The following is a 25,981-nucleotide window of genomic DNA, read 5'->3' as shown; positions in this document are numbered from 1 at the left end:
CTTTAGGAATATGATTCAGGGTAATGCCATATCAATATCAGACAAAAAGTGTGCAGTTTGATTATTTGATCTGTGAGCTGCATCAGTTGTCTATTCCGTGTTGATGTCCTGTTGTATCAACGGTGCTTTTATAGTAGAATCATGTCAGTTTCCTCGGTAGCTCAGTTGGTAGAGCATGTGGCTGTTAACCACAGGGTCGCTGGTTCGAGCCCGGCCCGGGGAGCGCTCCTTCTTCTGTGTGTGGTTTGAGTGCTGCTCCTTGGTTGTCGTCTTCGATGCTGAGTTGCTATCTTCCTGTGTTTGGCTTTTCTCCGTATGACTGAAACAAAAGAGCTGAATTTTGGCCCTCAACATCCTGCGACTCACGGAGTCCTCCGATTAATACTGGAGCTCGATGGTGAAACAGTTGAGCGCGCTGATCCGCATATCGGTTTCCTGCATAGGGGGACAGAGAAATTAATAGAGTATAAGACGTATCTGCAGGCTCTTCCTTACTTCGATAGGTTGGATTATGTTTCTCCGATGGCGCAGGAGCATGCTTATTCTCTGTGCGTAGAGAAGTTGCTTGGTATAACGGCTCCGATAAGGGCGCAGTACATAAGAGTCATCTTTCTCGAGCTTACACGTCTTCTGAATCACTTGCTTAATGTCACCACGCATGCGCTGGATGTCGGAGCTATGAATCCGCTGTTCTGGATGTTCGAAGAACGTGAAAAAATGCTTTCCTTTTATGAGAAAGCTTCCGGCGCTAGATTTCATGCTGCCTATATCAGGCCAGGAGGTCTTTCAGCGGATATCCCTGAAGGGCTCGATGAGGAGATAATGTCCTTTTTGGAGAATTTCCCCCAAAAGCTCGATGATGTTGCAGATGTCCTGACGAACAATCCCATTTTTAAGCAGCGTCTAGTGGATATAGGTAGAGTCACCAAAGAGGAGGCGGTCATGCTGGGGTTCTCTGGGCCGCTTATACGTGCCTCCGGGATACCTTGGGATTTGCGCAGAAGTCAGCCTTATGAGGTGTATGATTCCCTTGAGTTTAAGATCCCCGTTGGCAAAAACGGTGACTGTTACGATAGGTATCTTGTAAGAATGGCGGAGATGTATGAGTCCGTTAAAATAGCCAAACAATGCTTAGAGGCGCTACCGGAAGGTCCAGTAGTTGTTGATGACCCTAAAATTGTCCCACCTAGTAGAGATAAAATGAAAACTTCGATGGAGGCGCTTATCCATCATTTCAAGTTGTACTCTGAGGGTTATCATGTCCCAGAAGGTGAACTATATCTTCCAGTTGAGTCACCCAAGGGTGAATTCGGTGTTTATATTGTCTCTGATGGTACCAATAAGCCATATCGTTGCAGAATAAGAGCTCCAGGATTTGTGCATTTACAGGCTCTTGATTTTCTCTCTAGAGGTCATATGCTTGCTGATATTCCAGCGATTATCGGGTCTTTGGATATCGTTTTTGGTGAGGTGGATAGATGATCGATTGGTATGCTCTCGTGCTTGAGAGAAGTAGGAGGTTCTATATTACGTTCGGGTTTTTGGTTTTACTTGTCTCAGGATTAGCTGGTCTTGCCATTTACCGATATGTGGACAAGACCCATTATCTAATGGAGAGCGTTGCATTGTATGATGCTCTTAATATTTCTGATACATCAAAGTCTAAAGAGGCTCTGCATCGGATAGTGGGTAGAAAAATTGAACCCTATTCGAGTATTGCAGCGATGCAGCTTTCATGGTTATTAGTTTCAGCAGATGACGAAGTTCAAAGAAGTGAGATTTATGAGCGCGTTTCCTTGGAATCACCTTCAGTGTATGTACGTGAACTTGCTCAGTTGAATGTACAAATCACCGACGGTAATGTAGATCCCCAATCTGTTTATGCTTTTACAGCCCGATTTCTAGATGCTTTCATGCGCTTTTCTTCAGGTCATGAGGTTGATGAGGTGCGTGCTTCTCTGAGTAATGTTGTTGCGGCTATCGATGCAAACCCGTATGTTAGAGATCTTGCCTCCAAGTTGTTGAAAGCCATTTCGGAATAATAGCTGTCAGTTGTTTTCTATGGATTTCTTTCTCCTACGAAGCTTTGTTAGTACTCTTCTTCTGTACAGGCGCAATGCGCATTGTGCAGCCTTCCTGATTCCTTTTTTGAGGTATCTCCACGCTACGTACGGAGATATAAAAGCAATGAAGGTATAGATAAAATGTTCTAAACTGATACTTCTTTTATTGAGCCACAGCCATTTTAGATATCCCATTAGATAATATAGACTTGCTCCTGGGCTCAGTATTGCATATTTTGTTACTGTGATACTTGTATTCAATAGACTGATGAGCACTATACTGGATATGAATAAATATGCTGCAGCAAGTATCAATTTTGGTATTAAAGCGAGAAGTGATTCAATTAAGTATGAAAATAATAGTATTCGATAAAAAAGCATTGTGTCACTTAAAGAGCAGAAAGTTCTATATCAACCTGGTTGGATAAATGTTTATAGGTGGTAATAAAATGCATAGTTCCTTTTATAAATTAGATTATACTCTCCTATACTAGGATCCCATTCTTGTAGAGCTGATACACAAATAATCCTATACAAACTGTCGTGGTTAAAAGATAAGGAAAAATGAGTGAGTATGGTAATACTCTCTTTCTGACTATAGGTCCGGAATCAACAAAGAAAGCTCTAAACACGATAGGGAGGAAATATCCACAATTAAGTCCAGTGCTTACTATCAGAGTGAATATAATGAAATAGTTCTTTACTGATAGTGCTTCAGAGAATATGTGAGCTTTGCACAACAGTGTCGCAGTCGGCGGAAGTCCTATCATAGCAAGTGCTCCTATAGTGAAGGAAATCATCGTTATGGGCATATGTCGTCCTATACCATCTATTTGTGATTTATTCATTTTCCCTGTTGCGGAAAAAATCGCTCCGACGGTAAAGAATAGCGTTATCTTCGCAAAAGCGTGCATCAGCATATAGGAAAGTGCATGTTGCACGGAATTAGCTGTAAAAATACCCAAAGTGATGGTGATGTATGAAAGCTGACTGATTGTTGAGTACGCTAAAATTTCTTTTAACGATTCTTTTCTCAAGGCCATTATGGACGCAAAGATGATTGTAAAGCCACATATATAGGATAATATGCTTCCGAGTTGTGTATTTGCCTGATCGGACATTGTGAAAACATAGATTACCACCTTCGTAATACAAAAGACCCCAGCTTTTACCACCGCTACGGCATGTAGTAATGCACTCACTGGGGTAGGTGCTACCATCGCCTTTGGAAGCCATCCATGCATCGGAAAGATAGCTGCTTTCGAGATTCCATATATGAACATCAGTAACAACATCACTCTGGGAGTACCACTACTGACCACATGCAGTGTTTCATTGAAAGTGAATGTGCCTGTTAGAGTGTACGTTATCAGGATTGCTGGGAGAAATAGCGCCACTGATGGCAGTATCAGATAGCTTAAGTAGGTTTTTGCGCATTTATTTGACTTTTCTGTATCTTCGTGCTTGACCAGGGCATAGGTCGCTAAAGTTAAGAGCTCATAAAAAATAAAAAGTGTGATTAAGTTCCCTGAAAAAGCTAGCATCATTGTAAATGCCAGAGATAAATGTATCTTGCTAAAGAAGGAGGCTTTTTTATTTGCTTCGTTCAAGTGCATATAGCTGATCGCGTAGATTGATGCTGGAATACTCAAAAATGAGCATAATAATGCAAATACTATTACGGCTTGATCGATATGAAATGCTATCCCAATTTGCTCAGTGATACTGAACAACTTAAAGGGGAAAAAATCATGATTCCTTGTTGCGATCAGTAGGGTCGCAAGAAAACTCACAATCGAAGCTGTAGTACTGATAAGGTAGTAAAAGAATGGAGCACGTTTTCCAGCTATCAGATAAGCTATACACGGAAACAAGTGCCCAAATATGGCAATCAAAATTAAAATGCTCATTTCATGTTCCAGAATACCCAATCATTTAAACATAGGCATCTACTCAGGTATACCGTCTAGATGTGATTACCACGTTTGTGGACAGTACAATAACCGCATAATCTAATACTCTTTGTTCTTGCAAAGCTTATTGAGCCCGGTAAGAGTAAGAAAATATATCCCTACGCTTGTGGCACAAATTACCATTAGTGAAGCTATTCTCAATACGTAGACTTCTAGTATACCCTGATGGCTTTCGGTAAAGGCGTTACAGAGTTGCAGAAAGAAAATCATCAAAGATGTCGAGAAAAAAACATCTCTAAGTAGCGTTGGGATCTTCTTACTTAGCTTAAATATTTGCTCTTTTTTTAGATACACAATCATCAGAATTGCATTGAACCATGCTGCTATGCACGATGAAATAATAATCCCAACATATGAGTAATACTGTACGAATATATAGTTCATTACTATGTTCAATAGAACCGAAATGAGAGAAAAAATAGTTGGAATCCTAGTATTCCCAATTGCGAAGAATACCGCTAGGAAAATTTTGTTCAGTATATGTGCTGGGAGCGCGAAAGCAAATACTTTGAGTGCCTTTGTAGTGTTGATAACGGAGTCTGAATCGAATTTTCCTCCGAGCAAGAACAGTGATTCTATAATATGCTGCGCAGTAAAGATCACTCCGACTGTTGCTGGGATTCCCAGTATAATTGCGATCCCCAATGCCCTGTTCTGGATCTTTATTAAACGGTCAGTGTCAGTTCTAGCTACCGCGTCCGAAGCTAGCGATAAGATCACTGTATTCAATGCTATTCCTATTAGTGCAAGTGGTAATTGAATTATCCTATCAGAGTAGTATAAGAAAGAAATTGCGCACGGAATTGTACTAGCAAAAAATGTATCAACAAAAATATTAATTTGATACATTTCCGCACTCAACGCAGCTGGCAAGAATTTCCTGAAAAATATCGTGCTATTCGTATCGAACTTCAATGGAGAGGGTAATGGAAGCATCCCATTCCTCTCCAGGAGGAGTAGCAGAAATAGCATCTGTATTATTCCAGACAGGACGATGGCATAGCTCATATGGAACAATAGTACAGTGCCAGTCCCAGTGGTCAGGAGAACAGTTGCTATAAGACAGATATTCATGATGATTGGGCAAAAGGCGGTCGGGGCGAATTTTTTCCGTGACTGCAACATCGCGCAGTAGAGAGATGTAAGTGCTATGAAAATAATATATGGAAAAATAATCCTGGCGATTGTGAGAAACGTATCCCTACTTGTCGCACCCATAATACCGGGCGCAAAGAAAAGTAGAATTTTTTCCATGAAGATTTCAGCGGTGATGAAAGTGATGAATAGTACTCCCATCAGCATGAGTTGAATTTTATATGAGAATTCCAATGCAGCTACTCGGTTTCGATCGTAAAGCCTGGAAAAAATCGGAAGAAAAACCCCACTGAAGGCGCCTTCTGCAAATATTGATCTGAGTAAGTTGGGAATTCTAAAGGCTGCAAAAAAGATATCGGATGATATCGAGGTCCCAAAAGCATTCGCTATAAGCATATCCCTAAGTAATCCGAAAAACCTCGATAAAAGCGTGATGCCGCTGAAAATGGATAAATGCTTTCTCATGATCGTTTTGAATCAGCCCTGAAAACGTCTGATGCTTTTCAGGCTGTCTACGTTCTACTAGGATTCATTGCTAGAATACTTAGTACATCATATTTACCTATCTAGATAGTGGACATATGGATTTGTTTCGCCAAGTTCTTCACATTCAGGAAAGCAAATCTAATTATTCTCGCAGTGGATTATAAACTTTTGATTGCTTCCTTGGTGCTCTTAAATTCAACGGATCGCTAAGTGTATTGAATTCGCTTCTATTCTATTAGAAGATAGTTTGGCCCCTTTAGAGCATTTTCCCATTCAAAGGTATCTTATCTGCTGCAAGGCGGCTGCTAAAATTTATTTTAATGTATATGCAAAGGACTTTATCTATTCTCAAGCCTGATGCGGTATCCAAGAATATCATAGGTAAGATTAACTCATATATCGAATCTGCAGGTCTTAGGATCATTGCGATTAAGCAGATGACTCTCACAATTGATCAAGCTGAGAATTTCTATGCAATCCATAAGGATAGACCTTTCTTCGGGGATTTAGTTGAGTTTATGACTTCTGGTCCGGTAGTTGTGCAGGTCCTGTGCGGTGATGATGCAGTCAGTAGATATAGACAGCTCATGGGCGACACAGATCCTAGAAAAGCTGATAGAGGGACTATCCGGGGTGATTTCGCTGAAAGTATAGATGCGAATTGTGTGCACGGATCGGATAGTTTAGAGAATGCTGAAACTGAAATTGCATTCTTTTTTAGCAAGTGTGAGATCTTTGAGAGGTGATATTAAGATTTCTGGATCCTAGAATTTTATTATGTTTTTTCCTCCAGATTGCAGCAGGTCTTTACGTTCAATACTCTGCATCCAATGGTGAGATAGGGCCACTTTTTCTTCACCAGTTAGTGGTACTCATAGCTGTAGGATTGCCTTTTTTCCTTGGAGCTCTTTTTTTAGGCACTTCCTTTTTTTATGATAAGGCTTTTGGGATTCATATTCTTGCGATTTCCCTACTTGTCCTAGCTGCTACCATTGGAAAAACCAGTATGGGCGCAACAAGGTGGATACAAATTATGGGCGTGACCTTTCAACCCACTGAGCTTCTCAAATTGTCGACAGTCTTGATGCTTTCTCGATATTTCTCAATTGCTAGGCCTTCTGATTTAAGGAGAAGTACTTTTTTGTTTCTACCTTTTCTCCATTTGATGCCTGTATTGTATTTAATCATCAGGCAACCTAGCTTGGGAACGGTCATTTTCTTGCTGATTCTCATATTCGCTATATATTACAGTGCAGCCGTTCGTTACTCCTTTTTTCTGAGATTAGTACTGCTCGGACTCCTTATTTCCCCATTCCTATGGAAGTACGGCGTTAAGGACTATCAGAAGGAGAGGATTATGACCTTTTTTCATCCAAGCAAGGATAGAAGATCATCGGGATATAATATTTTCCAATCTGAAATAGCTATAGGGTCCGGTGGTTTCTGTGGTCTCGGGATTGTCTCCGGGCCTCAGACTCAGTTGAAGTTCCTCCCAGAAAGACATACAGATTTTGTTCTCTCAGTGATTGCTGAGGAATTAGGCTTTTTTGCTATTTTGATTCTCACTATCTCCTATCTAGTAATTTTTGTTAAGGGTCTCATCATTGCATCCAGGAGTGAGGCAGTCTTCACGAGACTACTATCTACTGGAATAACGACGATGATTTTTCTACATTTTCTCATCAATGCTTCCATGATAACAGGCATAATACCTGTGGTCGGAATGCCTTTGCCTTTGATTTCCTACGGTGGCAGTGCAGCATTGATTTCAATGATTGCGCTGGGTGTCCTCTTGAGAATCGATGTGGATCAAAAAATATTGTTGCAGAGCAGACTAAAAGCTTTAAGTCCACAGTTAAATAGGCTACAATCGTAAGCGGAAAAGGTTCCTGGAAAGAAGAATATGTCTGTTTTAGTTGGGAAAAAAGCGATTGATTTTACCGCAAAAGCCGTAATGAAAGGTGGTTCATTTTGTGATGATTTTAATCTTCAGGAGCAATTGTTGGGTAAGTATGGTGTCTTATTCTTCTACCCGTTAGATTTTACTTTCGTGTGTCCAACAGAGATTATTGCTTTTAATAATAGGATTTCTGCTTTCACGGAGAGGGATGCCGTTGTTATCGGTGTCAGCGTTGATTCCCACTTCTCCCATGCTGCCTGGCGGAATTCCTCCGTAAAAGACGGCGGAATAGGGGAAATTGAGTATCCTCTTGTCTCAGATTTGAAGAAGTCAATTTCTCGTGACTACCAGGTCCTGATTGATGATTCAGTTGCTCTGAGGGCTACATTCATTATTGACCCTGACTTCAACGTCAGATCTGCCGCTGTAAACGACCTTAATATAGGTCGTAATGTCGATGAGATTTTGCGTATTTTAGATGCACTAAGACATAGTGCTGAGTATGGAGAAGTCTGTCCTGCCGGATGGAATAAAGGTAAGGAGGCCATGAGAGCAACACATGAGGGTGTCTCTGATTATCTGGCTTCGAATAAGGATGAGCTCTAGTAACAAGGAAGTCTGGACTTATGGAGTCTGATGTTCTGGTGATTGGTTCTGGGCCAGCTGGCTGTGCCGCGGCGATATATGCTGCTCGGGCGGCACTGGATGTGGTACTCGTAAGTGGAAATCAGTCTGGTGGACAGCTCACTATTACCACTGAGGTCGAGAATTATCCCGGTTTTGCATCTCCTGTACATGGACCTTGGCTCATGGAGCAGATGCAACAGCAAGCTATCAATGTCGGTTGCTCTTTTATTAATGATCATATTTCCAGTATTGAATCCCCTTATGTCCCACCTTTCACCCTTAGAGGTGAGTCGGGAAACGAATATAAGGCGAAAAGTATCATAGTTGCTACTGGTGCTCAGGCAAGGTGGCTTGATATCGAAAGCGAGAAGAAATATAGAGGTTATGGTGTTTCTGGATGTGCTACGTGTGATGGGTTTTTCTTTAAAAACCAGGATGTGATTGTCATTGGTGGTGGTAATACTGCTGTCGAAGAAGCGCTCTACCTGACCAAGCATGCTAAAAAAGTCTATTTATTACATCGCAGAGATGTCCTCAGGGCAGAGAAAATTCTTCAGCAGCGTCTGTTTGATAACCCAAAGATAGAGCCAATTTGGAACTCCGTACTTAAGGAGGTTCTTGGAACTGAAAATCCATTATCAGTGACTGGTGTGAGACTACGTTCGGTTATTGATAATTCACTCAGGGATCTTTCTGTTTCTGGAGTATTTGTTGCTATTGGGCATAGCCCGAATACTGAACTTTTTCGAGGAGTTCTGGATTTGGATCCTGGTGGATATATTATTGTTCCAGATCCAGGGCGTACCACTACTAATATTCCGGGCATTTTTGCGTGCGGCGATGTCCGGGATGCTGTATATAGACAAGCTGTCACTGCAGCTGGTAGTGGTTGTATGGCAGCTCTTGATGCTGCGAGATTTCTTGATTCTTTGTAGCTTTCTGTGTCCGATATATTTCTTGGGTAAATATATTGGGTGTTTAGTCTGCGGACTGTTCAGCAGCTCCGATCGTTTTTGTGTAGTTGGATGTGTGAGTTAGATGGGAATTTTTCTTGTAGAAAATGATTGTCAGAGGTTAGATAAGTACTTAAGACTGAGATTTGGTTCATTCCCTCAATCTGCGCTCGAGAAGGCGCTTAGGAAAAAATTAATTAAACTCAATGGTAAGCGCGCTGATGCGGCAACCCCCGTCACCAAAGGTGAATCGATTTTCCTTAACCCTGGATTCCTAAACATAATATCCTCGTTGGATGTCTTAGACGAAAAGAAGCACGGAGTGGATAGCAGACTCATTGAGCTTATTATTTCTTCCATAATATATGAGGACGAGAATATCTTGGCTATCAATAAGCCATTTGGTATCTCAGTGCAATCTGGGAATAAGGTAAGCAATAGCATCGATTGCATCATGAAAGCCATCAATCCCGAATATCGGGTTGTTCATAGATTAGATAAACATACCACTGGTGTTTTATTATTCGCTAAAACTCTGGAAGCGACCAGAGAAATTTGGCAGTTATTCGCCAATAGATTGATCAGTAAGAAATATCTTGGAATAGTGGTTGGTAAAGTAGAAGAGAAGGAGGGAGAGATCGACTGTTTCATAAAGAAGACTCTTTATAAGGGAGAAGAGATAATGCGATGCAACAATATTGGAGATGGTGAAAGGGCTATAACCAGGTTTCGCGCGGTCTCGTGTTTTGACGATCTTTCTTTAGTGGAGCTTTATCCAGTGACAGGAAGGAAACACCAAATCAGGGCGCAGATGGCAAACATAGGATACCCAATACTAAACGATGGTAAATATGGGAGAAAACACGCCTTCATAAATGGAACGCCCAACAAAAAAATGAACCTGCATGCTATTGAGTCAGAATTCGAGCTTTTTGGAAAATCCATCACCATCAAAGCGAGGCTTCCGGGGCATTTTTTGGACAACACACCAAAAAGGGAAAGCGCCTGAACCCATAAAGGAGAGCAATAGGAGCACTTTCCATGATCAATCTGGAACCCCCCGGACTTCCAGGGATCTGCCAAAAGCATGCCTATCCTACGAGATCAATAACCTTAGAAATAGATTAGAAATAGATTTTCCCTCTACCTTCGCGTCCACTTTAAGCAGATTGACTTTAAATATTGAACCCTCCAGAGACGCAAAGATCTCTTTGATTTTCAGTTTTGCCATGTACGATGACTCCCCCTGTGTTAGTATTCGGCGATAATTGGAAAGACACACTTGAATCCCCTGGAGTGGATCGTTCTCGCCTTGATAGGCGCATTGATGCCCTTTTTGACAGCGAAGGCCTAGGTAAAGTCCCGAGAATAGCACGTTCATATTGCGACTGCTCTGCGGAGGATTCGGGTCCCTCTAAAAGGCGTTCTCTTGCATCTGAGCTATATGAAGGCGTGCTACTAGCACCACGAATCGAAAGAACAATTCGATCTGCTTGTGGAGCATCTTCTCCGGGACCTCGTTCTATATCTACATTCATGGTTTTCCTAGTCCTCCTTCTTCTATTGAGACAAAGCATACAGCAGCGGCAAGTAATACCGAGTAGTAGGAGAGCTACTATTGAACAAGCAGCAATCACCCCTATGTTGTAGTTGTTGAAACCGCTACCGAAAACGCCCTGGGCTTCATTAGTTACTGGACTATTAGCGGGTGCCCGGGTAGCAACGATAGTGCTATTAGCGGAAGGAGTGGTAGCAGTACTTATTCCTGCAGGGGAGAGAAATGTATCGGAGATAAATTCAGTAACACCTTTTGTGGCGTTAGCAACGGTATTCATAATTTCCTTGTTAGTAGTGTTCATAATTTCCTTGTTAGTAGTATTCATAATTTCCTCGGTAATGCTGTGCGTAACCTTGTTTAAAGCCGCTTGAGTCGAAGTAGCCTCAAATGGAGTGGTATTTGTTCCTTTTGTAGCGAAGAAAGCCTCAGCAGCACTCCTTGTGGCGCTAGCAACGGTATTTACAACTTTGCCAGCAATACCGCGCCTAACCTTGTTTAAAGCCGCTTGAGTTGCATGGTTTGTACCATCCGCGTTGAAATAACGATTTGCAGTGGGATACGACGCTACCACACAACGCAAAGCGGGGGTGTGGCCATAATTTTTAAAGTACCTCTCTATACCCTCCTGGAGCTCCTGGGAGTAAACTGTAGTAAGCCGAGTACTCGAATCTGCTTGAGTCGAAGTAGTCTTAAATAGAGTGGCGCTTGTTCCTTCTGTATTGGACAGAATCTCAGCGGCATTTCTCGTGACATTAGTGACGGCATTCACAATTTTGTCAGTAATGTTGTGTGTAAACTTGGTTAAGGGGCTACAACGCAAAAACGTAACATTGTAATTTTTAAGATGCTCCCATCCAACCTCTCGGAGACTCGAGGGGACAATTGCTGCATTAGGTGTGTCGTCGGGTACAATTTGATCTAGAACTGGCATAGGAAATATTTCCACTCCGGCATATAAAGAAAAAAGCTGTACACAAAAAACGGCAAATCCGTGCTTTTTCGTGTTCTAAAGTGTGACCCTATCTAAGTGTTACGAAACACTTACTCTGTCATAGCAGAAATAATTCAATTTCCGCCAAACCAGATCACAAGGAGAGCATATCACTGAGATTCTATAAGTACAATAGAATAACATTACAGAACTCGCATGAATTTGCTTACGTTATGAGGATTTTTCAAACAGGATTAAGTGTTTCGTAACACTTAGATATGATTGAAAAGAATTAGATATGATTAAAAAGAAATTCATTTTTAACTTTGATAAAAAGGGTCTCCATGGGGAAGGAATCTTTTATGGCTATGCGAGTGTATTCGGAGTGGTAGATCGGCAAGGAATAGTAGTGGTGCATTCGATTTAGAATCCGGCAATGTGACTCTTCTATGCCAGTATAAACAGGGTCAGCCAATCGGGAAAATTCTCGAAATGCAAGAAACAGAAAGAGGTCTCTATCTAAAAGGTCAGATCATCACAGAAGTAAAACAGGGATATGAAGCATATAAATTACTTCAATCTGGCGTACTTAATGGCCTTTCCATTGGATATATCCTCAAGGATTACAGACTCGATAAGGCAACCGGTACAAGAATCATAACAGCCGTGAAACTTATAGAAGTGAGTCTTGTGACGTTTCCTGCAAATGAAATGAATATGCAAGGGTCAGTTCAGTAAAACAACGAACTGGAGATCCGAGTACACTCAGGAGAAAAATCAACCAGATTATCGCGATTCTTAGGAATTAAAATCTTTCTATCTGTGATTGGCCGACTCATAATCAAAAAGCGAAAGGTCATCGAAAACTGTTGTGGACTGATCGAAAAATAAGAGAGCAGTCCCAACTGGACCATTCCGCTGTTTTGCTATGATGATTTCTGCCTTGTTCTTGACCTCATCCATCTTAAATTGCCAATTCTCATAGTTTTCGTCCTCATTCGAAGGTTGTTTCCTCATCATGTAGTAAGCCTCCCGGAAGACAAACATAACTACATCGGCGTCTTGCTCAATTGATCCAGATTCTCTTAAGTCAGACAACTGTGGTCGTTTATCATCTCTTTGTTCCACTAAACGGGAAAGCTGTGATAGCGCGACGACTGGTACATTCAATTCCTTAGCGATGGACTTCAAGCCTTTAGTAATCTCAGAAACCTCCTGTACACGATTAAATTCTGAACCCTTGGAGCCTTTTATGAGCTGTAAGTAGTCTACAAAAATAGCGCCCAATTTTGTTTTTCTATGTAGCCTGCGCAGCTTGGTGCGTAGGGCTGAAATAGATATAGCCGGTGTATCATCAATGAAAAGAGGTAGTCTTGATAATTCCTTGCTACTTTCAATGACTTTCTGTAATCCCTCCTCAGAGAATTTTTTACCTGTCCTGATACTAAAAGCATCCACACCTGAGTGAACGGATAACATCCTAGATGCAATTTGGTCTGCAGACATTTCCATGGAAAAAAAACAGGCGGACATTCCTTGTTTTTCCAATGCACAGGTGACTCTAAGGGACATGCTAATTGCTAAAGACGTTTTCCCCATGGAAGGACGTCCAGCGATGATAACTAGATCAGAGTTTTGTAGGCCGCCGAGAAAATTATCTATATCCCTGAAGCCAGTGGAAATATTCTGAAACGGAGCTTTTGTCCTGAAAGTGATTTTTGCTCTTTCAATTGCTGTCTCAATCGATTTCGAAATGTGAAGACAAGTAGGGTCGAATTCACCAGAACTTGCAAGCTGATAGAGTGAATGCTCAACTTCCTCTATTTGTTCGCTTGTACTACTTTTTGATTCTTCATCTGAGGCTGTTGAGATCATTCTCTGTGCTAAAAGAATGATCTGTCTTTTCAGATAGAGATCTTGTATCACGCGAGCTAAGCTCATTATATCAATTATGATACTTGCCTTCTCTATGATGCTAAGTATGTATTCTTGTCCGCCTACATTCTTTATCTCATTGCTCGAATTAAGGTAGTTCTTAAGTGTCACAGCATTAGCAACGAGCTCTTTCGAACGGAGGTGTAAAATTATTTCGAAGATCCTCCTGTGCGCTGGGACGTAAAAGGAAGAGGGAGAGATAAGTTCTTCAATATCCTCATATGCATCATTGTTTGTCAGTAGAGCCCCGAGTATTAACTGTTCTGCTTCGACGTTGTTCGGAAGCTCAGGGATGGAACTATTCAATGGCAAGGAAGATGTAATAAAGTGTCGGAGTGGAGGGATTCGAACCCCCGACCTCTTGGTCCCAAACCAAGCACACTAACCAGGCTGTGCTACACTCCGGCGGCAGCTTGAGATTCTAAACTAAACTGCGCTTGTAGTCAATCGTACGAAATCCACTTATTAGATGATTTCTAATGAGCATATTCTTTAATGTAAGCAAGAAGTTCATCCTCATCTCTAGGCGTGAAATGTGTTACGTAATTTCCATCTGGTCCAATGAGGTACATGATCGTCGAGTGATTAAACCTTTCTGGATCTTCATTTGCCTCAACGTATACCTTGTAATCATTTACAACTTTTTTAATCATTTCCTCAGTACCGGTGAGCATTAAAATTCTTTCGTGAAATGATTTACTGAACTCATCGAGTCTTTCTACTGTATCGCGCTTTGGGTCAAGAGTGATAAAGATGGCTTGCAGTTTAGGTGAAGCATCTAAGCTCTTTGCTAGGATTGATAGTTGTACTGGACAGACATGTGGACACCTACTAAAGCCGAAGAGTACTATACTATATTTTCCTTTCAGTATTTGCTCGGTTACTTGATGCCCTTCTTGATCAGTAAGGTCGAAAGTGCCACCTATCTCTACAGGCGCAACAGTGGTTGCCCTATTTAACGCTATTGTTTGATAGGGTAATTCAATAATTGAGACTACTATCATCAATTTCAAGGCGAGCCAGATTTTCTTCATCTTATTCCTTATGCTAAGAAAATATTATATCTCAAATTTTCCTTAAAGTAAAAAAAATTTTCTGAAATTTAAAGTCTGAAATTTAAAGTAGTCATTATTATATTGGTGAAAAGGGTGTTATATCGAATCTACTTAAAGTATCGCTTTAAATAGATTCGGTCTTATTGATTTATTTAAAGTGATACTTGAACTAGTTGGATTTGATATATAGAAGTAGAAGTAATCTGATAGTATCCTGAATACAGGATCTACACCTTTCTTGTTGTAGGATAGATAACACCCTAGATTGTAAGATGAAATTATCCCAGATAAAACTAGGTCTTATAAAGACCTAGTTTTATCTGGGTATTTGTTTTGTGTGCGGTTATATGCCGCTGATCATCATTTTTCCCAGAAAAAGTGATGGAGAATTTGATCTTCCAAAAAATTTTAGATTATTCGCTGCAACCATTTCTTTGAAGACATCTATTAGCTTTCCAGCTATGGTTATTTCACTTACCGGAAAAGATAGTTCACCATTCTCAATCCATACGCCTTGGACTCCCTGACTGTAGTCGCCAGTAATTGGATTGACTCCACAGCTGAATAAATTTGTCACGTACAGACCTTCCTTTACTTGAGAGATAAGCTCAGCTTCTGAGATGTCATCTGTGCTTTCCAAATAGATGTTTGTGATAGAAGGGTAAATAGAGCCGTTTAAGCTGCGCTTTCCAAGACCATTTGGAGGTAGATTGAGTTTGTTTGCGTTATATTGATCTAGTATCCAGCGTTTTAGAACACCGTTTTCGACTAATGGAAGCTTGTTAATAGTAGTATTTCCCTCATCGTCAAAATCTGAAGTTTTAATTCTACATTGCTCGCCCAGCGGATTATTGAATATACTTATACTCCTTGGAAGTATTGATTGCTCCATCTGATCCTTTAGAAAGGTCGCTGAACGTGCTACAGATGCTCCACTAAGGAAATCTCCAAAATTACTCAGAAAGTTCGAAGCACATCTGAAATCAAATATTACCTCTCGTTTGCACGTTTGTATCTTTCGGGGTTTCAGCCCTTCAAAAGCCCTTTTTGCCGCCTCTTTTCCCAATTCATTAGGATTTAGATCTGTTAATATATTGCTTGAGAGATATGAAAATCCCGAATTCAAATTTCCTTCTGCTTCGGCGACCACTGTTACTGCTCCAGAGAAGATCTGCGTGTCAAATGTCCCAAAGAATCCATTGGTATTAGCGAGGATTTTTTCTATTGTCTTTGCTTCGAACTCTATTTTTTCTGTTGTTTTGAGCTTTCCTTCTGAGTAGGCAGATTGTTCAGTTTTGATTGCCAGTTCCTTCAATATATCAGCTATGCCAATATTGTCGGAAATATTCCCTGTGTTGCTGACATGGTGGCTATGTTCTGGCAGCGAAATATATTGATCTTCAGGTACATGCTCGAGCGATTCAAGTGCACGTGAGAACATCTGTTTCAGATTCGCTGAGGTATTGCACTGAACTGATGTACTTCTTTTATCCTTGATTAGTCTGAATGTAAGACCAGAAAATGATGACTCTTCGAGTTTTTCTACTACGAGGTTTCTTGTATTTACGATGATGTTTTCAATCTTTGAAACTAAAACATCGGCCTGACAATTTTTTCGATGTGCTTCGTTCAGTATATAGGTTATGCATTCTTCGGTTTTCATTCCAAGTATCATTTGAATTTCAATTAAAGAGGGTAATAGCCAAACTCTTAGTTCTCAATCATTGCGTTATTACATCATGTGATGTTTTATAGATTTCATTACATTACTAATGTTATCTTGCTATTACAATTCATGATGTTATCCAATTTTTATTACATTGATGATGTTTCATTTCAAAACATTAGTTGTGTAATAATTTTAAATCCAGCATCAAATATGTAATGACAGACTGTAGAATCTAGGATATGTCTATTAATCGGGAGTGGGTTTATAATTAGCTCGAATAACTAATTGGAAAATCAATCTGCATCACAAACTATGAAAGAAGTCGTTGTACCTAGAATGGGTGAATCAATTGCCGAAGCATCCGTCGCAAAAATCGTCAAGAATATTGGAGATCCGGTCCAAGCAGATGAATTACTCTTTGAACTTGAAACTGATAAAGCTTCTATGGAAATTCCTTCTCCAGCTACAGGCATATTAAGGGAGATCAAGGTGATGGTAGGTGATAATGTAAGTCCAGATGATATCTTGGCAACTATTGATGATAATGTGACACTTCCAAAAACTAGTGCTTCGTATGCAACGAATATTAATAGTTCTGCACCTATAGAGCAAAGTGTGGGAAAAAATGAAAGTGTAGAACCTATAATTCAAAGTGCTCCAGTCGAATTTGTACTTTGTTCCAAGCAGGATGCACCTGCGGCTAAAGTACTCATGGCGAATAATGCTTTATCAGCGTCTGATATAATTGCTACAGGTAAGGGCGGCAGAATAACAAAAGAAGATGTACTAAATCGTCTTGCTAAAGGTGTCCATACTCAAGCACAGCCTCCTACTCTCAAAAAAGATCAAGATGGAGGCCATACTGTGGAATTCCCTGAAAGAATTGTTCCGATGTCGAAGCTAAGACAGAAGATCGCTTACAGACTAAAAGAATCTCAAAACACTGCCGCAATGCTGACTACTTTCAATGAAGTGGACATGGGAAATGTCATGCAGATAAGAAAGCAGTATAAGGATACTTTCGAGAAGATTCATGGAGTGAAATTGGGATTCATGTCTTTTTTCGTTAAGGCTGTTATTCTGGGATTAGAAGAATTCCCGGAAATTAATGCTGAGATCCGTGATACCGACATAGTATATAAGGATTACTATAATATCGGTGTAGCAGTAGGGAGTAAAAATGGGTTAGTTGTTCCAGTGATAAGGAATGCACAGGATCTTTCTTTTGCTGGAATCGAAAAGGCAATACTGGAGTATGGGAAGAAAGCAAGAGATGGTAAAATACAACCAGATGATATGCAAAGAGGTAGTTTCACTATCTCGAATGGCGGTATTTACGGATCGTTGATGTCGACGCCAATTATTAATCCTCCACAGTCTGGAATACTGGGTATGCATGCAATCAAAGAGAGGGCAGTCGTGATAAATGGTCAGATTCTTGTGCGACCTATGATGTATCTCGCATTGTCTTATGATCACAGGATAGTCGATGGAAAAGAAGCTGTTAGCTTTCTTGTTCGTGTTAAGGAGTATGTAGAAAATCCAGAAAGACTTTTATTAAAGGTATGATATAGCTGAGGATTTCATCGTCACTGTGTTAGTGGTAGTCTCGCGTGAGTTATTTCTGATTCGAGGCTTTATTCCTGTTTTAGATAGAGGGTTTTCTAGATGTTTATAGTTTTCGAAGGTGTCGATGGGGCTGGCAAAAGTACTCAGATGCGGCGTCTAGAAGACTTCCTTAGAAATAGAGGTTTTCCTTGTATTTGCACTAGGGAACCAGGTGGTACGCCTTCTGCTGAGAAATTCAGATCTGTGATATTACATGATTCTACTCTGGACCCTTTATCCAGACTCCTACTGATTATTGCTGCACGTATCGAACATTGTAATAAGGTCATATTTCCTGCACTGGAACGTGGTAAGGTCGTTATCTGTGATCGTTTTATCTACTCCACATTAGCGTACCAGGGCTATGGAGAGGGAATAGACCCTCAAATGATCTTGGATCTACATAAGATGTTGGGATGTATTATAGATGTAGATCTGACAATCTTACTAGCTCCACCAAGGAAAAGACGAGTCGGTAGAGACAATTTCGAACGAATGTCAGAAGACTACTTCAATAGGGTTCTGAATGGCTATGAAGAAATTGCAAGACAATATGATAATATTCACCTGATCAACCGCATGGGAATCAATCAGACTCACAGTGAAATTGTAAAAGTGGTTCAACAAAAGATAAGTGAAAAATAGGCTCAGATCTCCAAAAAGTAGGAAGTTATCTTCCAATCGATGGCTGTATAGACACATTAATGACCCGTTTGTAAGGAAAGCAAGAAGTGATAACTATAGGTCCCGGGCATCATATAAGCTTCTTGAAATAAATGAAAAGTTTACAGTTATACAAAAGGGCTCGAGTGTACTTGAGCTAGGAAGTGCACCTGGTGGGTGGACGCAAGTTATTTCTCAGATTCTTGATGGTACTGGTAGAATTGTGGCAGCTGATCTCACGGAAATGGATCCGATATCAGGCGTTGAATTCCTAAAGCTTGATATTGAGGCTCAAGCATCAGTGCTGGATGAGTATTTGAATAGTAGTAAATTCGATTTAGTTCTCTCTGACCTAGCTCCGAATGCTTCGGGAAGCAGTGCTACTGATAGTATTGCTTCTATCAGGCTTTCAAGAGTAGTTCTGGATTATGCTAGGAAGTATCTGAAAGGAGATGGATCAGTAGTGATGAAAATTCTAAAAGGCAGTGAGGATGAATATGAGTTAATACGCTTACTTAAGAAAAAATTCAAAAAAGTAGAATACTTTAAGCCAAACTCCAGTAGAAAGGCCTCCAGAGAGATATATCTAGTAATGCGAGGTAGGGTAGATCAAGGAAAGTAAGCTACTTCGTCGCTGGATGTAGGCAGTAGTGTCAGTGAAAATGGATCTACTGAAGGAAAGCTGATCTATGACTGTACATCAACCTCGAGGAGGCTAGTTGCGAAGTCAGCTGCTGAGAATTCCTGTAAGTCAGTAATTTTCTCCCCGGTACCTATGAAGTAGATACCAAGTTCGGGATGTTTCTCTGCTAATGCGACTATCACTCCTCCCTTTGAGGTTCCATCAAGCTTTGTTACGACAAGGCCAGTGAGATTCACTGTTTCCTTGAAAATTTTTACCTGACTCAGTGCGTTTTGCCCAGTGCTAGCGTCAAGAGCTAAGATCACTTCATGTGGAGCATTCGGGATGAGCTTTGAAAGTACTCTACATATCTTTTTGAGTTCCTCCATTAACTCATTATGTGTGTGGAGTCTCCCAGATGTGTCTATTATGAGTATATCGACTCTCTCATCTATTGCTTTTTCCAGCGCTCTATACGCCGTGCTTGAGGCGCTTTTACTTGTCTCATCAGAAAAAAATAGAGCAGACGAGCGTTCAGCCCATACACGTAATTGTTCTACGGCAGCAGCCCTGAAAAGGTCGCATGCTGCAATCATTACTTTTTTTCCTTCTTGTTGTAGCTTATACGATAGCTTCCCTATTGTAGTAGTTTTACCATTACCATTGATACCGCAAAACACGATTACTTGTGGTGTGACTCCAGTGACAGCAAAGCTCTTTTCCACGGGTTCTAATATTCTGATTATTTGTTTGGATGTCACGCTTTTTACCTGCCTAAGCGACTCACCATCGCTTACTTTGATCTTTCGTACCTCCATGATGATTTTATCAGTGACCGTTGATCCGATGTCAGCGGATAATAATAGCTCCTCCAGCTCTTCTATAGTTGAGTCATTGATCTTCTCTTTCACGAAAATACGATCAATACCGCTGGACAAATACTCTTTACTTTTTTCGATCGAGTTCTTTAGAGAGGAAACAATATTTCTAAACACAGACTGGTTCTAAACAGACGACTGTTCTAACTCTATCACATTCAAAGGTCCGATGAATATATCTGATATTGCTTCCCTGTCTTATATATCTTTGCGAAAATGTTCGATAGTTGCTGAAGAAGAAAATTCTAGCTGATGAAAAATAGATATTGCAATGTTAATAGTGCTATGAAAGAATATCCGCAGAGCAAGGCGAGCGAGTGATTGATGTCCCATATTGCAGAGCTGTGGAATCGCGGAAGAAAGTTCCTTGGAACTAAGTATTCCATAATGGGTGGCGCAATGAGTTGGATTTCTGAGCATAGACTGGTCTCTGCGATTTCAAATGAAGGCGCCTTCGGCGTGATTGCCTGTTCTGCGATGGAGCCGGAACAGCTGGAGACAGAGATACACCTAACGCAAGGCCTTGTGGGCGGGAATCCATTTGGTGTGAATTTGATTCTTATGCACCCGCAGATAAGGGACCTAATAAGTGTTTGTAAGCAATCTGGAGTGACACATATCGTCCTTGCAGGTGGTATTCCGCCTAAGGAGATTCTGAATCTGATCTTGGATGCAGATATCAAGGTAATGGTGTTTGCTCCATCTCTCTCGGTTGCGAAAAAGATGTGTAGACTCGGCGTTAGCGCACTAATAATAGAGGGGAGAGAGGCGGGCGGACATATTTCTAGGGTAAGTACTTCTGTTCTAGCACAGGAGATTCTACCGGAGTGTCAAGATGTCCCGATTTTCGTTGCTGGTGGAATAGGTAGTAGTAGTATAGTCAAAAGCTACGTGGATATGGGTGCATCCGGGTGCCAAGTTGGAACGTTGTTTGCATGCGCCAAGGAGTCAATAGCGCATCCTAAATTCAAGGAAAAGTGTATCGGTGCTTCATCTCATGATACAGTTGTTTCTGTGCAACTGGATCCGAGGCTTACGGTTATCCCTGTCCGATCTTTGAAAAACAGTGCCACAATGGAGTTCATGGAGTTTCAAAAGGAAGTGCTTCATAAATTTGATTCCGGCCTGATCTCAAAAGACGAGGCGCAGCTTGGAATAGAAAAATTTTGGGCCGGTAGTCTGCGTCGCGCCGTCATCGATGGTGATGTAGACAAGGGATCAGTCATGGTCGGGGAGGTGGTTGGACTTGTTAAATATGAGCGTACAGTTAAGGAAATTCTAGGAGACTTAGTGGTGTCGATTAATCAATACTTATAGCTGAGTTTCTCTGGTAAACTGATCGTTAACGCTTCGCTGTTAATAGCTCTATGTCTGGATGAATTGTTTCTTTCTGCATTTCGATTGTTCGTGTTTTTTAGTATCAGATTCAGTGTTTAGTTCGTTTCTTAATTCACTCTCACAGATCGTAAAGGATATTTATAATTTGTTCTTGTCTTTTTTTTCCCTGTTCAAGGGCAAAGAGGAAGTCTATGACACTATTAAAGAGGGCCTCAAAACCTCTTCTAATTTCAGGGAATTCTATAAAAATAACTTGTCTTTGGGGTTGTATCATTTTCATAAGGGAAACATAACTGATGCTAAGTTTCGTTTTAGGATTCTTAATGCCATCTACAAGGACAAACCACTGCCTGCATATAATTTAGCTCGATGTCTTTTGCTATCCGGTGATAAGGATAAGGCTAAAGTGACCTTCGAGGATATTTTATCTAAGAACTCCAAAGACTACGAGGAGGTGAAATTTTTTCTGAATTTTATTTCCGGGCAACCAATCTCCAGAATACCCATTTTCATTGTAAAGGAAAAGTTTGAGTACTTAGCTCAGGACTATGTGGAGAAATTCCTCATAGGTAAGCAGTATGTTGGTCATAAGTTGATATTCGAAGGTCTTAGAGCAATTCTAGGTGAAGCCCTCATGAGTTCATCGATTTTGGATCTCGGTTGCGGAACAGGTGTGTGCGCACATTTCCTCAAGTTGAGTGGGGTAGTAGGTAATACGTGTGGTGTCGATATCTCCGAAAATATGCTTGAGATCGCTAAACGCTGCCTAGCAGATGGAAAGGCGGTATTTGATTCTATCTCACAGGAGAATATAGGATCTTTTCTTTCTTCGAACAAGGATAAATATGATCTAATCATTGCTGCAGATTCGTTTACTTATCTTGGAGATCTACAGGATGTCATTCCACAGTGTGTTGATGCGTTAAACGATGATGGTGTATTGGTAGTCCTAGTGCGTTCACACAAGCAGGAGGGGATTGATTATATATTCGATCTCCATAAGACTGCTTTTTCCTACTCATTTGAATACATGAACAACTTAGCTAAGGGACTTGATATCAAAAGTCATGTAGTCAGAAAGTGTACGTTCAAGAGCGCATGTGAGGGGATAATCGCCTTTTATATCAAAAATAGCTCTGTGGAGTCTTAGTATTAGACGCTTGCTTTATATGGATAATATATTTACCTATCTCTGTGGTTTTATAAAGAAGATATTTGATTTTCCTCATAAAGTATTTTCTTTCCCACATAAGTATAAGAGTGATGATAGAGGTGTGTTATATGCGAGTCAGTTTAAGCGTTCCATTAGCATTCTTACGGATCTGCTTTTTTGTATCCTTTTTCTAAAGTGTAGTGGATATGTACTATCTAGTTTTGTTGATATAAGTTTCCCGATGGAGGTGATTGAACGTTATAGGTTTGCGCTTCCCGTGAGTCCACTGGATAATGAGTTAATGGCGAATTTCTATAAGAAGATGCTTTTCATACAGGTTATTCAGTTACTCCTACTTGTCTCGTTGGTGATAACAAGTTGGCACAGGTTCGGATGTACCCCCGGCAAATGGATATTAAGACTGAGGGTACTAGACGATGTAACATTAGGTAGGCCTTCGCTAAGTGCTTGTGTAAAGAGGGCAGTTATGTTTCCTATATCGGTTGGCTGTTTGTTCCTTGGTATATTCTGGATCATTTTCGATAAGAAGGGTAGGGCCTGGCATGATGTTGTAGCTGGTACAGTAGTCGTTTTGAACACCAGTCCTATCTTCAAAAAGAATTAGGTGAGACGATATTTGGTAAATTGTTTTTTGTTGATACTATTTGTTCGCGTCTATTCTTTAGGTTAGTGCATTCAGAATGTTGTTTAGTGGAATATTTTTCCTTAGTATAAGCTTTATTTTCGCTTTTATATGTCTGCACGCATTCTTCTACAGGGAAATGGACTCGTTCAATCTGATTTGTGTGAGTCTTGTTCTGATTATTTCATTGATCATCCTGTCTGCACAGAATCTTTTCTATATTTTTCTGGGATTTGAACTCCTTACAATTTTCTACTCGCTTATAATCGCTGCAAATGGTGGTATTCGGATCGCTGTGTTATATTCCGTACTCAACTTTACCGCCGGAGCTGGGATGCTCGCATTGATCCCACATGATTTATCAACTTTAAGTACTAATATCAACTTTTTCCACTACCATCCTTTGATGGGACAGTTGTTCAATAGTTTGATTTTCCTTCATGCCGGAGCATTTTTCATGGCCCCGATAGTGATTACTGCATATTCATCCGTCAGTGCGACAGTGCTCCCATTCATTGTGATTTTTGCTAGTAAGACTTCATTAGCTGTGATTAGTAAGCTCACCTTTGGACCCAGTGAGTTATTGCTTGCTTTGAGTATACTTACGTTAGTCTATGCATTCTACAGGATGTCAGTTGAAGATAGCATACCGAACGCATTGCTGGCAAATGGAATCGGTCATGTTGGGTTAGTAGGTTTCATGATTCACTCAGGTGGCGAGGTACTACATTATTATCTTGCTTCTTCAATTGTACATCAGATGGGGTTTTATATTTTTTCCGCGAAACTTAGTGCCATTGGAATTAGTAAATTCTCTCAACTCAAAAGACTTCGAATATCCTCTAACGCCTCGTTTATTTTGCTTTTCATTAGTCTTGTAAGTAATTTCAGTATCCCGCCGACTATCGGGTTTGCAACTAAAGCCATAGCTCTACATAATATGGGATTCATATTTTCGGTTTTTATATCTTTCCTCTCTTATATCTTTGTCTTTCTAGTACCTCTGAAATTTATCCGGCTCGCATATTGCAACAAACGTGCTCCTAGCATAGGAATCCATACTACTCATCTGGAGAAGCTTTCTATTATCTGTCTTTCCCTGTATTTACTTTTTCCATTCTCATTGGAAATTTATAGTTTCCGTAAAATACTCACTCAAGCTGCTCTATTTATGTTAGTATGGGTTGTATACAGTTTTGCCTTTTCAAAGCTAAAGTGTTTCTTTTGTTGTGTTGCTTCTTACTTTAAAGCGTACGTGCGCAGTCTATCGGAGCTTTCAAAACATTTTGGAAGTTATCCAGTAGCCGCTTTTCATTCTGTGAGGCGGCGTGTTTTGTTGTTCTGCACTGGTGCTTTACCTTATTATCGGAATTTGTTTAGTGTCTCGTTGAGTTTTATTACTTTCCTATTTGCCGGCTTTGTTGCGTTACTCCTAGTCATAGGTATTTGACTTTATTTGATTATATGTTTGGTTCGCTTTCCAGAAAAATCAGTGGCGCTCTTGATGGAATCAAGAGTAAAGGGATCGTTACTGAAAAAGATTTTGATAATTTTGTCAGGAAACTGCGTTTAAGCCTCTTAGAAGCTGATGTTCCGGTTTCGGTGACAAAGGAGTTTATCTCTAATGTCAAAGAGGAAGTTGTGGGTAAATCTTTGAGGAGAGGTGTCTCGCAGTCAGTGACTATAAGTAATGTCATTAAGGATGAGTTGATAAAGATCTTGGGTGGTACAGTTTCCAAGTTTGAACTCCCAAAAGACGGGAAAAGTATCCTGATGCTTGTCGGTCTGCAGGGGGTCGGAAAAACAACGACTGCAGCAAAGCTTGCTCTCTTCATGAGAAAGAAGTTCAAGAAAAAAAATATTCTTTTATCTTCTATAGATGTCTATAGACCAGCAGCGCGTAAACAGCTCGAGATCCTGGCGAGACAGATAGATGTTGCGAGTGTCCCGATTGTCGAAGATGACGACGTGAGAATGATCTTGGATCGCACCATGAATATGTTCGATGATAGTTATGACGTTCTTATCTTGGACACAGCTGGGCGTTCACAGATTGATCTTGAGCTCATGAATGAGCTCAAGCTTGTGAAGCAGGACCTACAACCATGCGAGATCCTGCAGGTGGTCGATTCTATGATGGGTCAGGATTCCCTGAACGTTGCAAAGACGTTCAAAGATGAAATCGGGACCACCGGTGTAATAGTGAGTAGGGTGGATAGCGATACTCGTGGTGGGGCTATGCTTTCAATTAAACATTGTACAGGACTTCCGATCAAATTCTGTGGTGCTGGAGAAAAAGTAAATGATCTTGAAGAATTTCATCCAGATCGAATTGCGGGAAGAATACTCGGAATGGGCGATGTTGAATCCTTAATGGAGTACGCATCATCCGAGATGGGAGAGGAAAAGGTGGACTCTCTGAAGAAGAAAATTGAATCTGGCAAGTTTGATTACGATGATCTAGTGATGCAATTCAAGACTATTGATAAGCTCGGTGGGATAGCCAAATTATTAAAGTTCATTCCGGGCATCAATAAGATTCCAATGGAACAACTCACAAACGATACCGTGCTCAAAAGGAACCTAGCTATAATCAAAAGCATGACAAAGCGGGAGAGAAAATGCGTAGATGTAATTAATCAGTCGAGAAAGTTGCGCATAGCCGCCGGCGCTGGAGTAAAGACGGTCGATGTGAATAAACTGATGAGAAACTTCGAGCAGGCAAGAGCGCTCGCTGTGAAATTTGGAAAATCTAGCACGAAAAAGAAGATATTGGAAACAGAGGATTTAGGGACGCTTTTTAAAAAATAGGATTTCCCATCTTTCATAGC

Annotated in this window: 24 protein-coding genes and 2 tRNA genes; 17 read left to right on the top strand and 9 right to left on the bottom strand. The window is 40.6% G+C overall.

Features of this window, described 5'->3' with window-relative positions:
- Positions 1 to 150 precede the first annotated feature (150 nt).
- The 3 genes from NHE_RS02420 (at position 151) to NHE_RS02410 (ending at position 2,042) form a co-directional block, all read left to right on the top strand.
- Positions 151 to 223 (top strand) — tRNA-Asn (locus tag NHE_RS02420).
- Positions 224 to 315: 92 nt separating this feature from the next.
- Positions 316 to 1,482 (top strand): NADH-quinone oxidoreductase subunit D, encoded by a 1,167-nt coding sequence (locus NHE_RS02415; protein ID WP_038559618.1) that lies wholly within the window; start codon positions 316 to 318, stop codon positions 1,480 to 1,482.
- On the top strand, positions 1,479 to 2,042 hold the full coding sequence (locus NHE_RS02410) for a hypothetical protein (RefSeq protein WP_038559615.1): 564 nt from the start codon (positions 1,479 to 1,481) through the stop codon (positions 2,040 to 2,042). Before NHE_RS02415 ends, NHE_RS02410 begins: the two co-directional genes overlap by 4 nt.
- Before the next feature lie 6 nt (positions 2,043 to 2,048).
- On the opposite strand, the gene NHE_RS02405 is transcribed toward NHE_RS02410, so the two are convergent.
- The 3 genes from NHE_RS02405 to murJ all read right to left on the bottom strand — a co-directional run bounded on the left by NHE_RS02405 (position 2,049) and on the right by murJ (position 5,596).
- Positions 2,049 to 2,444, bottom strand: coding sequence for a hypothetical protein (locus NHE_RS02405; RefSeq protein WP_051579593.1), 396 nt, complete (start codon positions 2,442 to 2,444; stop codon positions 2,049 to 2,051).
- Between the two features lie 104 nt (positions 2,445 to 2,548).
- The gene (locus NHE_RS02400; RefSeq protein WP_038559612.1) at positions 2,549 to 3,973 is read right to left on the bottom strand and encodes a proton-conducting transporter transmembrane domain-containing protein; all 1,425 of its coding nucleotides are present in this window, start codon (positions 3,971 to 3,973) and stop codon (positions 2,549 to 2,551) included.
- 102 nt (positions 3,974 to 4,075) lie between these two features.
- On the bottom strand, positions 4,076 to 5,596 hold the full coding sequence (murJ, locus tag NHE_RS02395; protein ID WP_038559609.1) for a murein biosynthesis integral membrane protein MurJ: 1,521 nt from the start codon (positions 5,594 to 5,596) through the stop codon (positions 4,076 to 4,078).
- A 341-nt stretch (positions 5,597 to 5,937) separates the two neighbouring features.
- Here murJ and ndk point away from each other — a divergent pair, with 341 nt between their 5' ends.
- The 5 genes from ndk to NHE_RS02370 all read left to right on the top strand — a co-directional run bounded on the left by ndk (position 5,938) and on the right by NHE_RS02370 (position 10,106).
- On the top strand, positions 5,938 to 6,363 hold the full coding sequence (gene ndk, locus NHE_RS02390) for a nucleoside-diphosphate kinase (protein ID WP_038559606.1): 426 nt from the start codon (positions 5,938 to 5,940) through the stop codon (positions 6,361 to 6,363).
- Positions 6,360 to 7,493 (top strand): FtsW/RodA/SpoVE family cell cycle protein, encoded by a 1,134-nt coding sequence (locus NHE_RS02385; RefSeq protein WP_051579591.1) that lies wholly within the window; start codon positions 6,360 to 6,362, stop codon positions 7,491 to 7,493. The genes ndk and NHE_RS02385 overlap by 4 nt, the downstream gene beginning before the upstream one ends.
- A 27-nt stretch (positions 7,494 to 7,520) precedes the next feature.
- Positions 7,521 to 8,123: a peroxiredoxin gene (locus NHE_RS02380; protein ID WP_038559602.1), complete on the top strand. Its 603-nt coding sequence runs from the start codon at positions 7,521 to 7,523 to the stop codon at positions 8,121 to 8,123.
- Positions 8,124 to 8,143: 20 nt separating this feature from the next.
- Positions 8,144 to 9,079 (top strand): thioredoxin-disulfide reductase, encoded by a 936-nt coding sequence (gene trxB, locus NHE_RS02375; RefSeq protein WP_038559598.1) that lies wholly within the window; start codon positions 8,144 to 8,146, stop codon positions 9,077 to 9,079.
- A 103-nt stretch (positions 9,080 to 9,182) separates the two neighbouring features.
- Entirely contained in the window at positions 9,183 to 10,106 is a 924-nt protein-coding gene (locus tag NHE_RS02370) for an RluA family pseudouridine synthase (RefSeq protein ID WP_038559595.1), read from the top strand.
- 166 nt (positions 10,107 to 10,272) lie between these two features.
- Here NHE_RS02370 and NHE_RS02365 read toward each other — a convergent pair whose 3' ends face one another.
- Complete coding sequence (locus tag NHE_RS02365) at positions 10,273 to 11,586, bottom strand: hypothetical protein (RefSeq protein WP_038559593.1); 1,314 nt, start codon at positions 11,584 to 11,586, stop codon at positions 10,273 to 10,275.
- A gap of 438 nt (positions 11,587 to 12,024) precedes the next feature.
- On the opposite strand from NHE_RS02365, the gene NHE_RS04475 reads away from it, so the two are divergent.
- Positions 12,025 to 12,324, top strand: a complete 300-nt coding sequence (locus NHE_RS04475; RefSeq protein ID WP_232214957.1) for an HK97 family phage prohead protease — start codon at positions 12,025 to 12,027, stop codon at positions 12,322 to 12,324.
- 78 nt (positions 12,325 to 12,402) lie between these two features.
- Here NHE_RS04475 and NHE_RS04290 read toward each other — a convergent pair whose 3' ends face one another.
- The 4 genes from NHE_RS04290 to NHE_RS02340 all read right to left on the bottom strand — a co-directional run bounded on the left by NHE_RS04290 (position 12,403) and on the right by NHE_RS02340 (position 16,239).
- Positions 12,403 to 13,833, bottom strand: a complete 1,431-nt coding sequence (locus tag NHE_RS04290; RefSeq protein WP_232214956.1) for a replicative DNA helicase — start codon at positions 13,831 to 13,833, stop codon at positions 12,403 to 12,405.
- An 18-nt stretch (positions 13,834 to 13,851) separates the two neighbouring features.
- Positions 13,852 to 13,926 (bottom strand) — tRNA-Pro (locus NHE_RS02350).
- Positions 13,927 to 13,997: 71 nt separating this feature from the next.
- Positions 13,998 to 14,555, bottom strand: coding sequence for an SCO family protein (locus tag NHE_RS02345; protein WP_038559591.1), 558 nt, complete (start codon positions 14,553 to 14,555; stop codon positions 13,998 to 14,000).
- Positions 14,556 to 14,919: 364 nt separating this feature from the next.
- Positions 14,920 to 16,239, bottom strand: a complete 1,320-nt coding sequence (locus NHE_RS02340; RefSeq protein WP_232214955.1) for a TldD/PmbA family protein — start codon at positions 16,237 to 16,239, stop codon at positions 14,920 to 14,922.
- 318 nt (positions 16,240 to 16,557) lie between these two features.
- Between NHE_RS02340 and odhB the strand changes: the two genes are divergently transcribed.
- The 3 genes from odhB to NHE_RS02325 all read left to right on the top strand — a co-directional run bounded on the left by odhB (position 16,558) and on the right by NHE_RS02325 (position 19,138).
- Positions 16,558 to 17,814 (top strand): 2-oxoglutarate dehydrogenase complex dihydrolipoyllysine-residue succinyltransferase, encoded by a 1,257-nt coding sequence (gene odhB / locus NHE_RS02335; protein ID WP_038559587.1) that lies wholly within the window; start codon positions 16,558 to 16,560, stop codon positions 17,812 to 17,814.
- A 99-nt stretch (positions 17,815 to 17,913) separates the two neighbouring features.
- Positions 17,914 to 18,498: a dTMP kinase gene (gene tmk / locus NHE_RS02330; RefSeq protein ID WP_038559584.1), complete on the top strand. Its 585-nt coding sequence runs from the start codon at positions 17,914 to 17,916 to the stop codon at positions 18,496 to 18,498.
- Complete coding sequence (locus NHE_RS02325) at positions 18,488 to 19,138, top strand: RlmE family RNA methyltransferase (RefSeq protein ID WP_038559581.1); 651 nt, start codon at positions 18,488 to 18,490, stop codon at positions 19,136 to 19,138. Before tmk ends, NHE_RS02325 begins: the two co-directional genes overlap by 11 nt.
- A 65-nt stretch (positions 19,139 to 19,203) precedes the next feature.
- Here NHE_RS02325 and ftsY read toward each other — a convergent pair whose 3' ends face one another.
- Positions 19,204 to 20,133, bottom strand: a complete 930-nt coding sequence (gene ftsY / locus NHE_RS02320; RefSeq protein ID WP_038559579.1) for a signal recognition particle-docking protein FtsY — start codon at positions 20,131 to 20,133, stop codon at positions 19,204 to 19,206.
- Between the two features lie 207 nt (positions 20,134 to 20,340).
- On the opposite strand from ftsY, the gene NHE_RS02315 reads away from it, so the two are divergent.
- The 5 genes from NHE_RS02315 to ffh all read left to right on the top strand — a co-directional run bounded on the left by NHE_RS02315 (position 20,341) and on the right by ffh (position 25,961).
- Positions 20,341 to 21,333 (top strand): NAD(P)H-dependent flavin oxidoreductase, encoded by a 993-nt coding sequence (locus NHE_RS02315; RefSeq protein WP_038559576.1) that lies wholly within the window; start codon positions 20,341 to 20,343, stop codon positions 21,331 to 21,333.
- A gap of 112 nt (positions 21,334 to 21,445) precedes the next feature.
- The gene (locus NHE_RS02310) at positions 21,446 to 22,504 is read left to right on the top strand and encodes a methyltransferase (protein WP_038559573.1); all 1,059 of its coding nucleotides are present in this window, start codon (positions 21,446 to 21,448) and stop codon (positions 22,502 to 22,504) included.
- Positions 22,505 to 22,523: 19 nt separating this feature from the next.
- Entirely contained in the window at positions 22,524 to 23,132 is a 609-nt protein-coding gene (locus NHE_RS02305) for an RDD family protein (protein ID WP_051579586.1), read from the top strand.
- Between the two features lie 76 nt (positions 23,133 to 23,208).
- The gene (locus tag NHE_RS02300; RefSeq protein ID WP_038559570.1) at positions 23,209 to 24,600 is read left to right on the top strand and encodes a hypothetical protein; all 1,392 of its coding nucleotides are present in this window, start codon (positions 23,209 to 23,211) and stop codon (positions 24,598 to 24,600) included.
- A 14-nt stretch (positions 24,601 to 24,614) separates the two neighbouring features.
- On the top strand, positions 24,615 to 25,961 hold the full coding sequence (gene ffh / locus NHE_RS02295) for a signal recognition particle protein (protein WP_038559567.1): 1,347 nt from the start codon (positions 24,615 to 24,617) through the stop codon (positions 25,959 to 25,961).
- Positions 25,962 to 25,981: the final 20 nt, after the last annotated feature.

The sequence above is a fragment of the Neorickettsia helminthoeca str. Oregon genome, assembly GCF_000632985.1.
GTDB lineage: Bacteria > Pseudomonadota > Alphaproteobacteria > Rickettsiales > Anaplasmataceae > Neorickettsia > Neorickettsia helminthoeca.
This window is presented reverse-complemented; position numbering and strand designations above follow the sequence as displayed.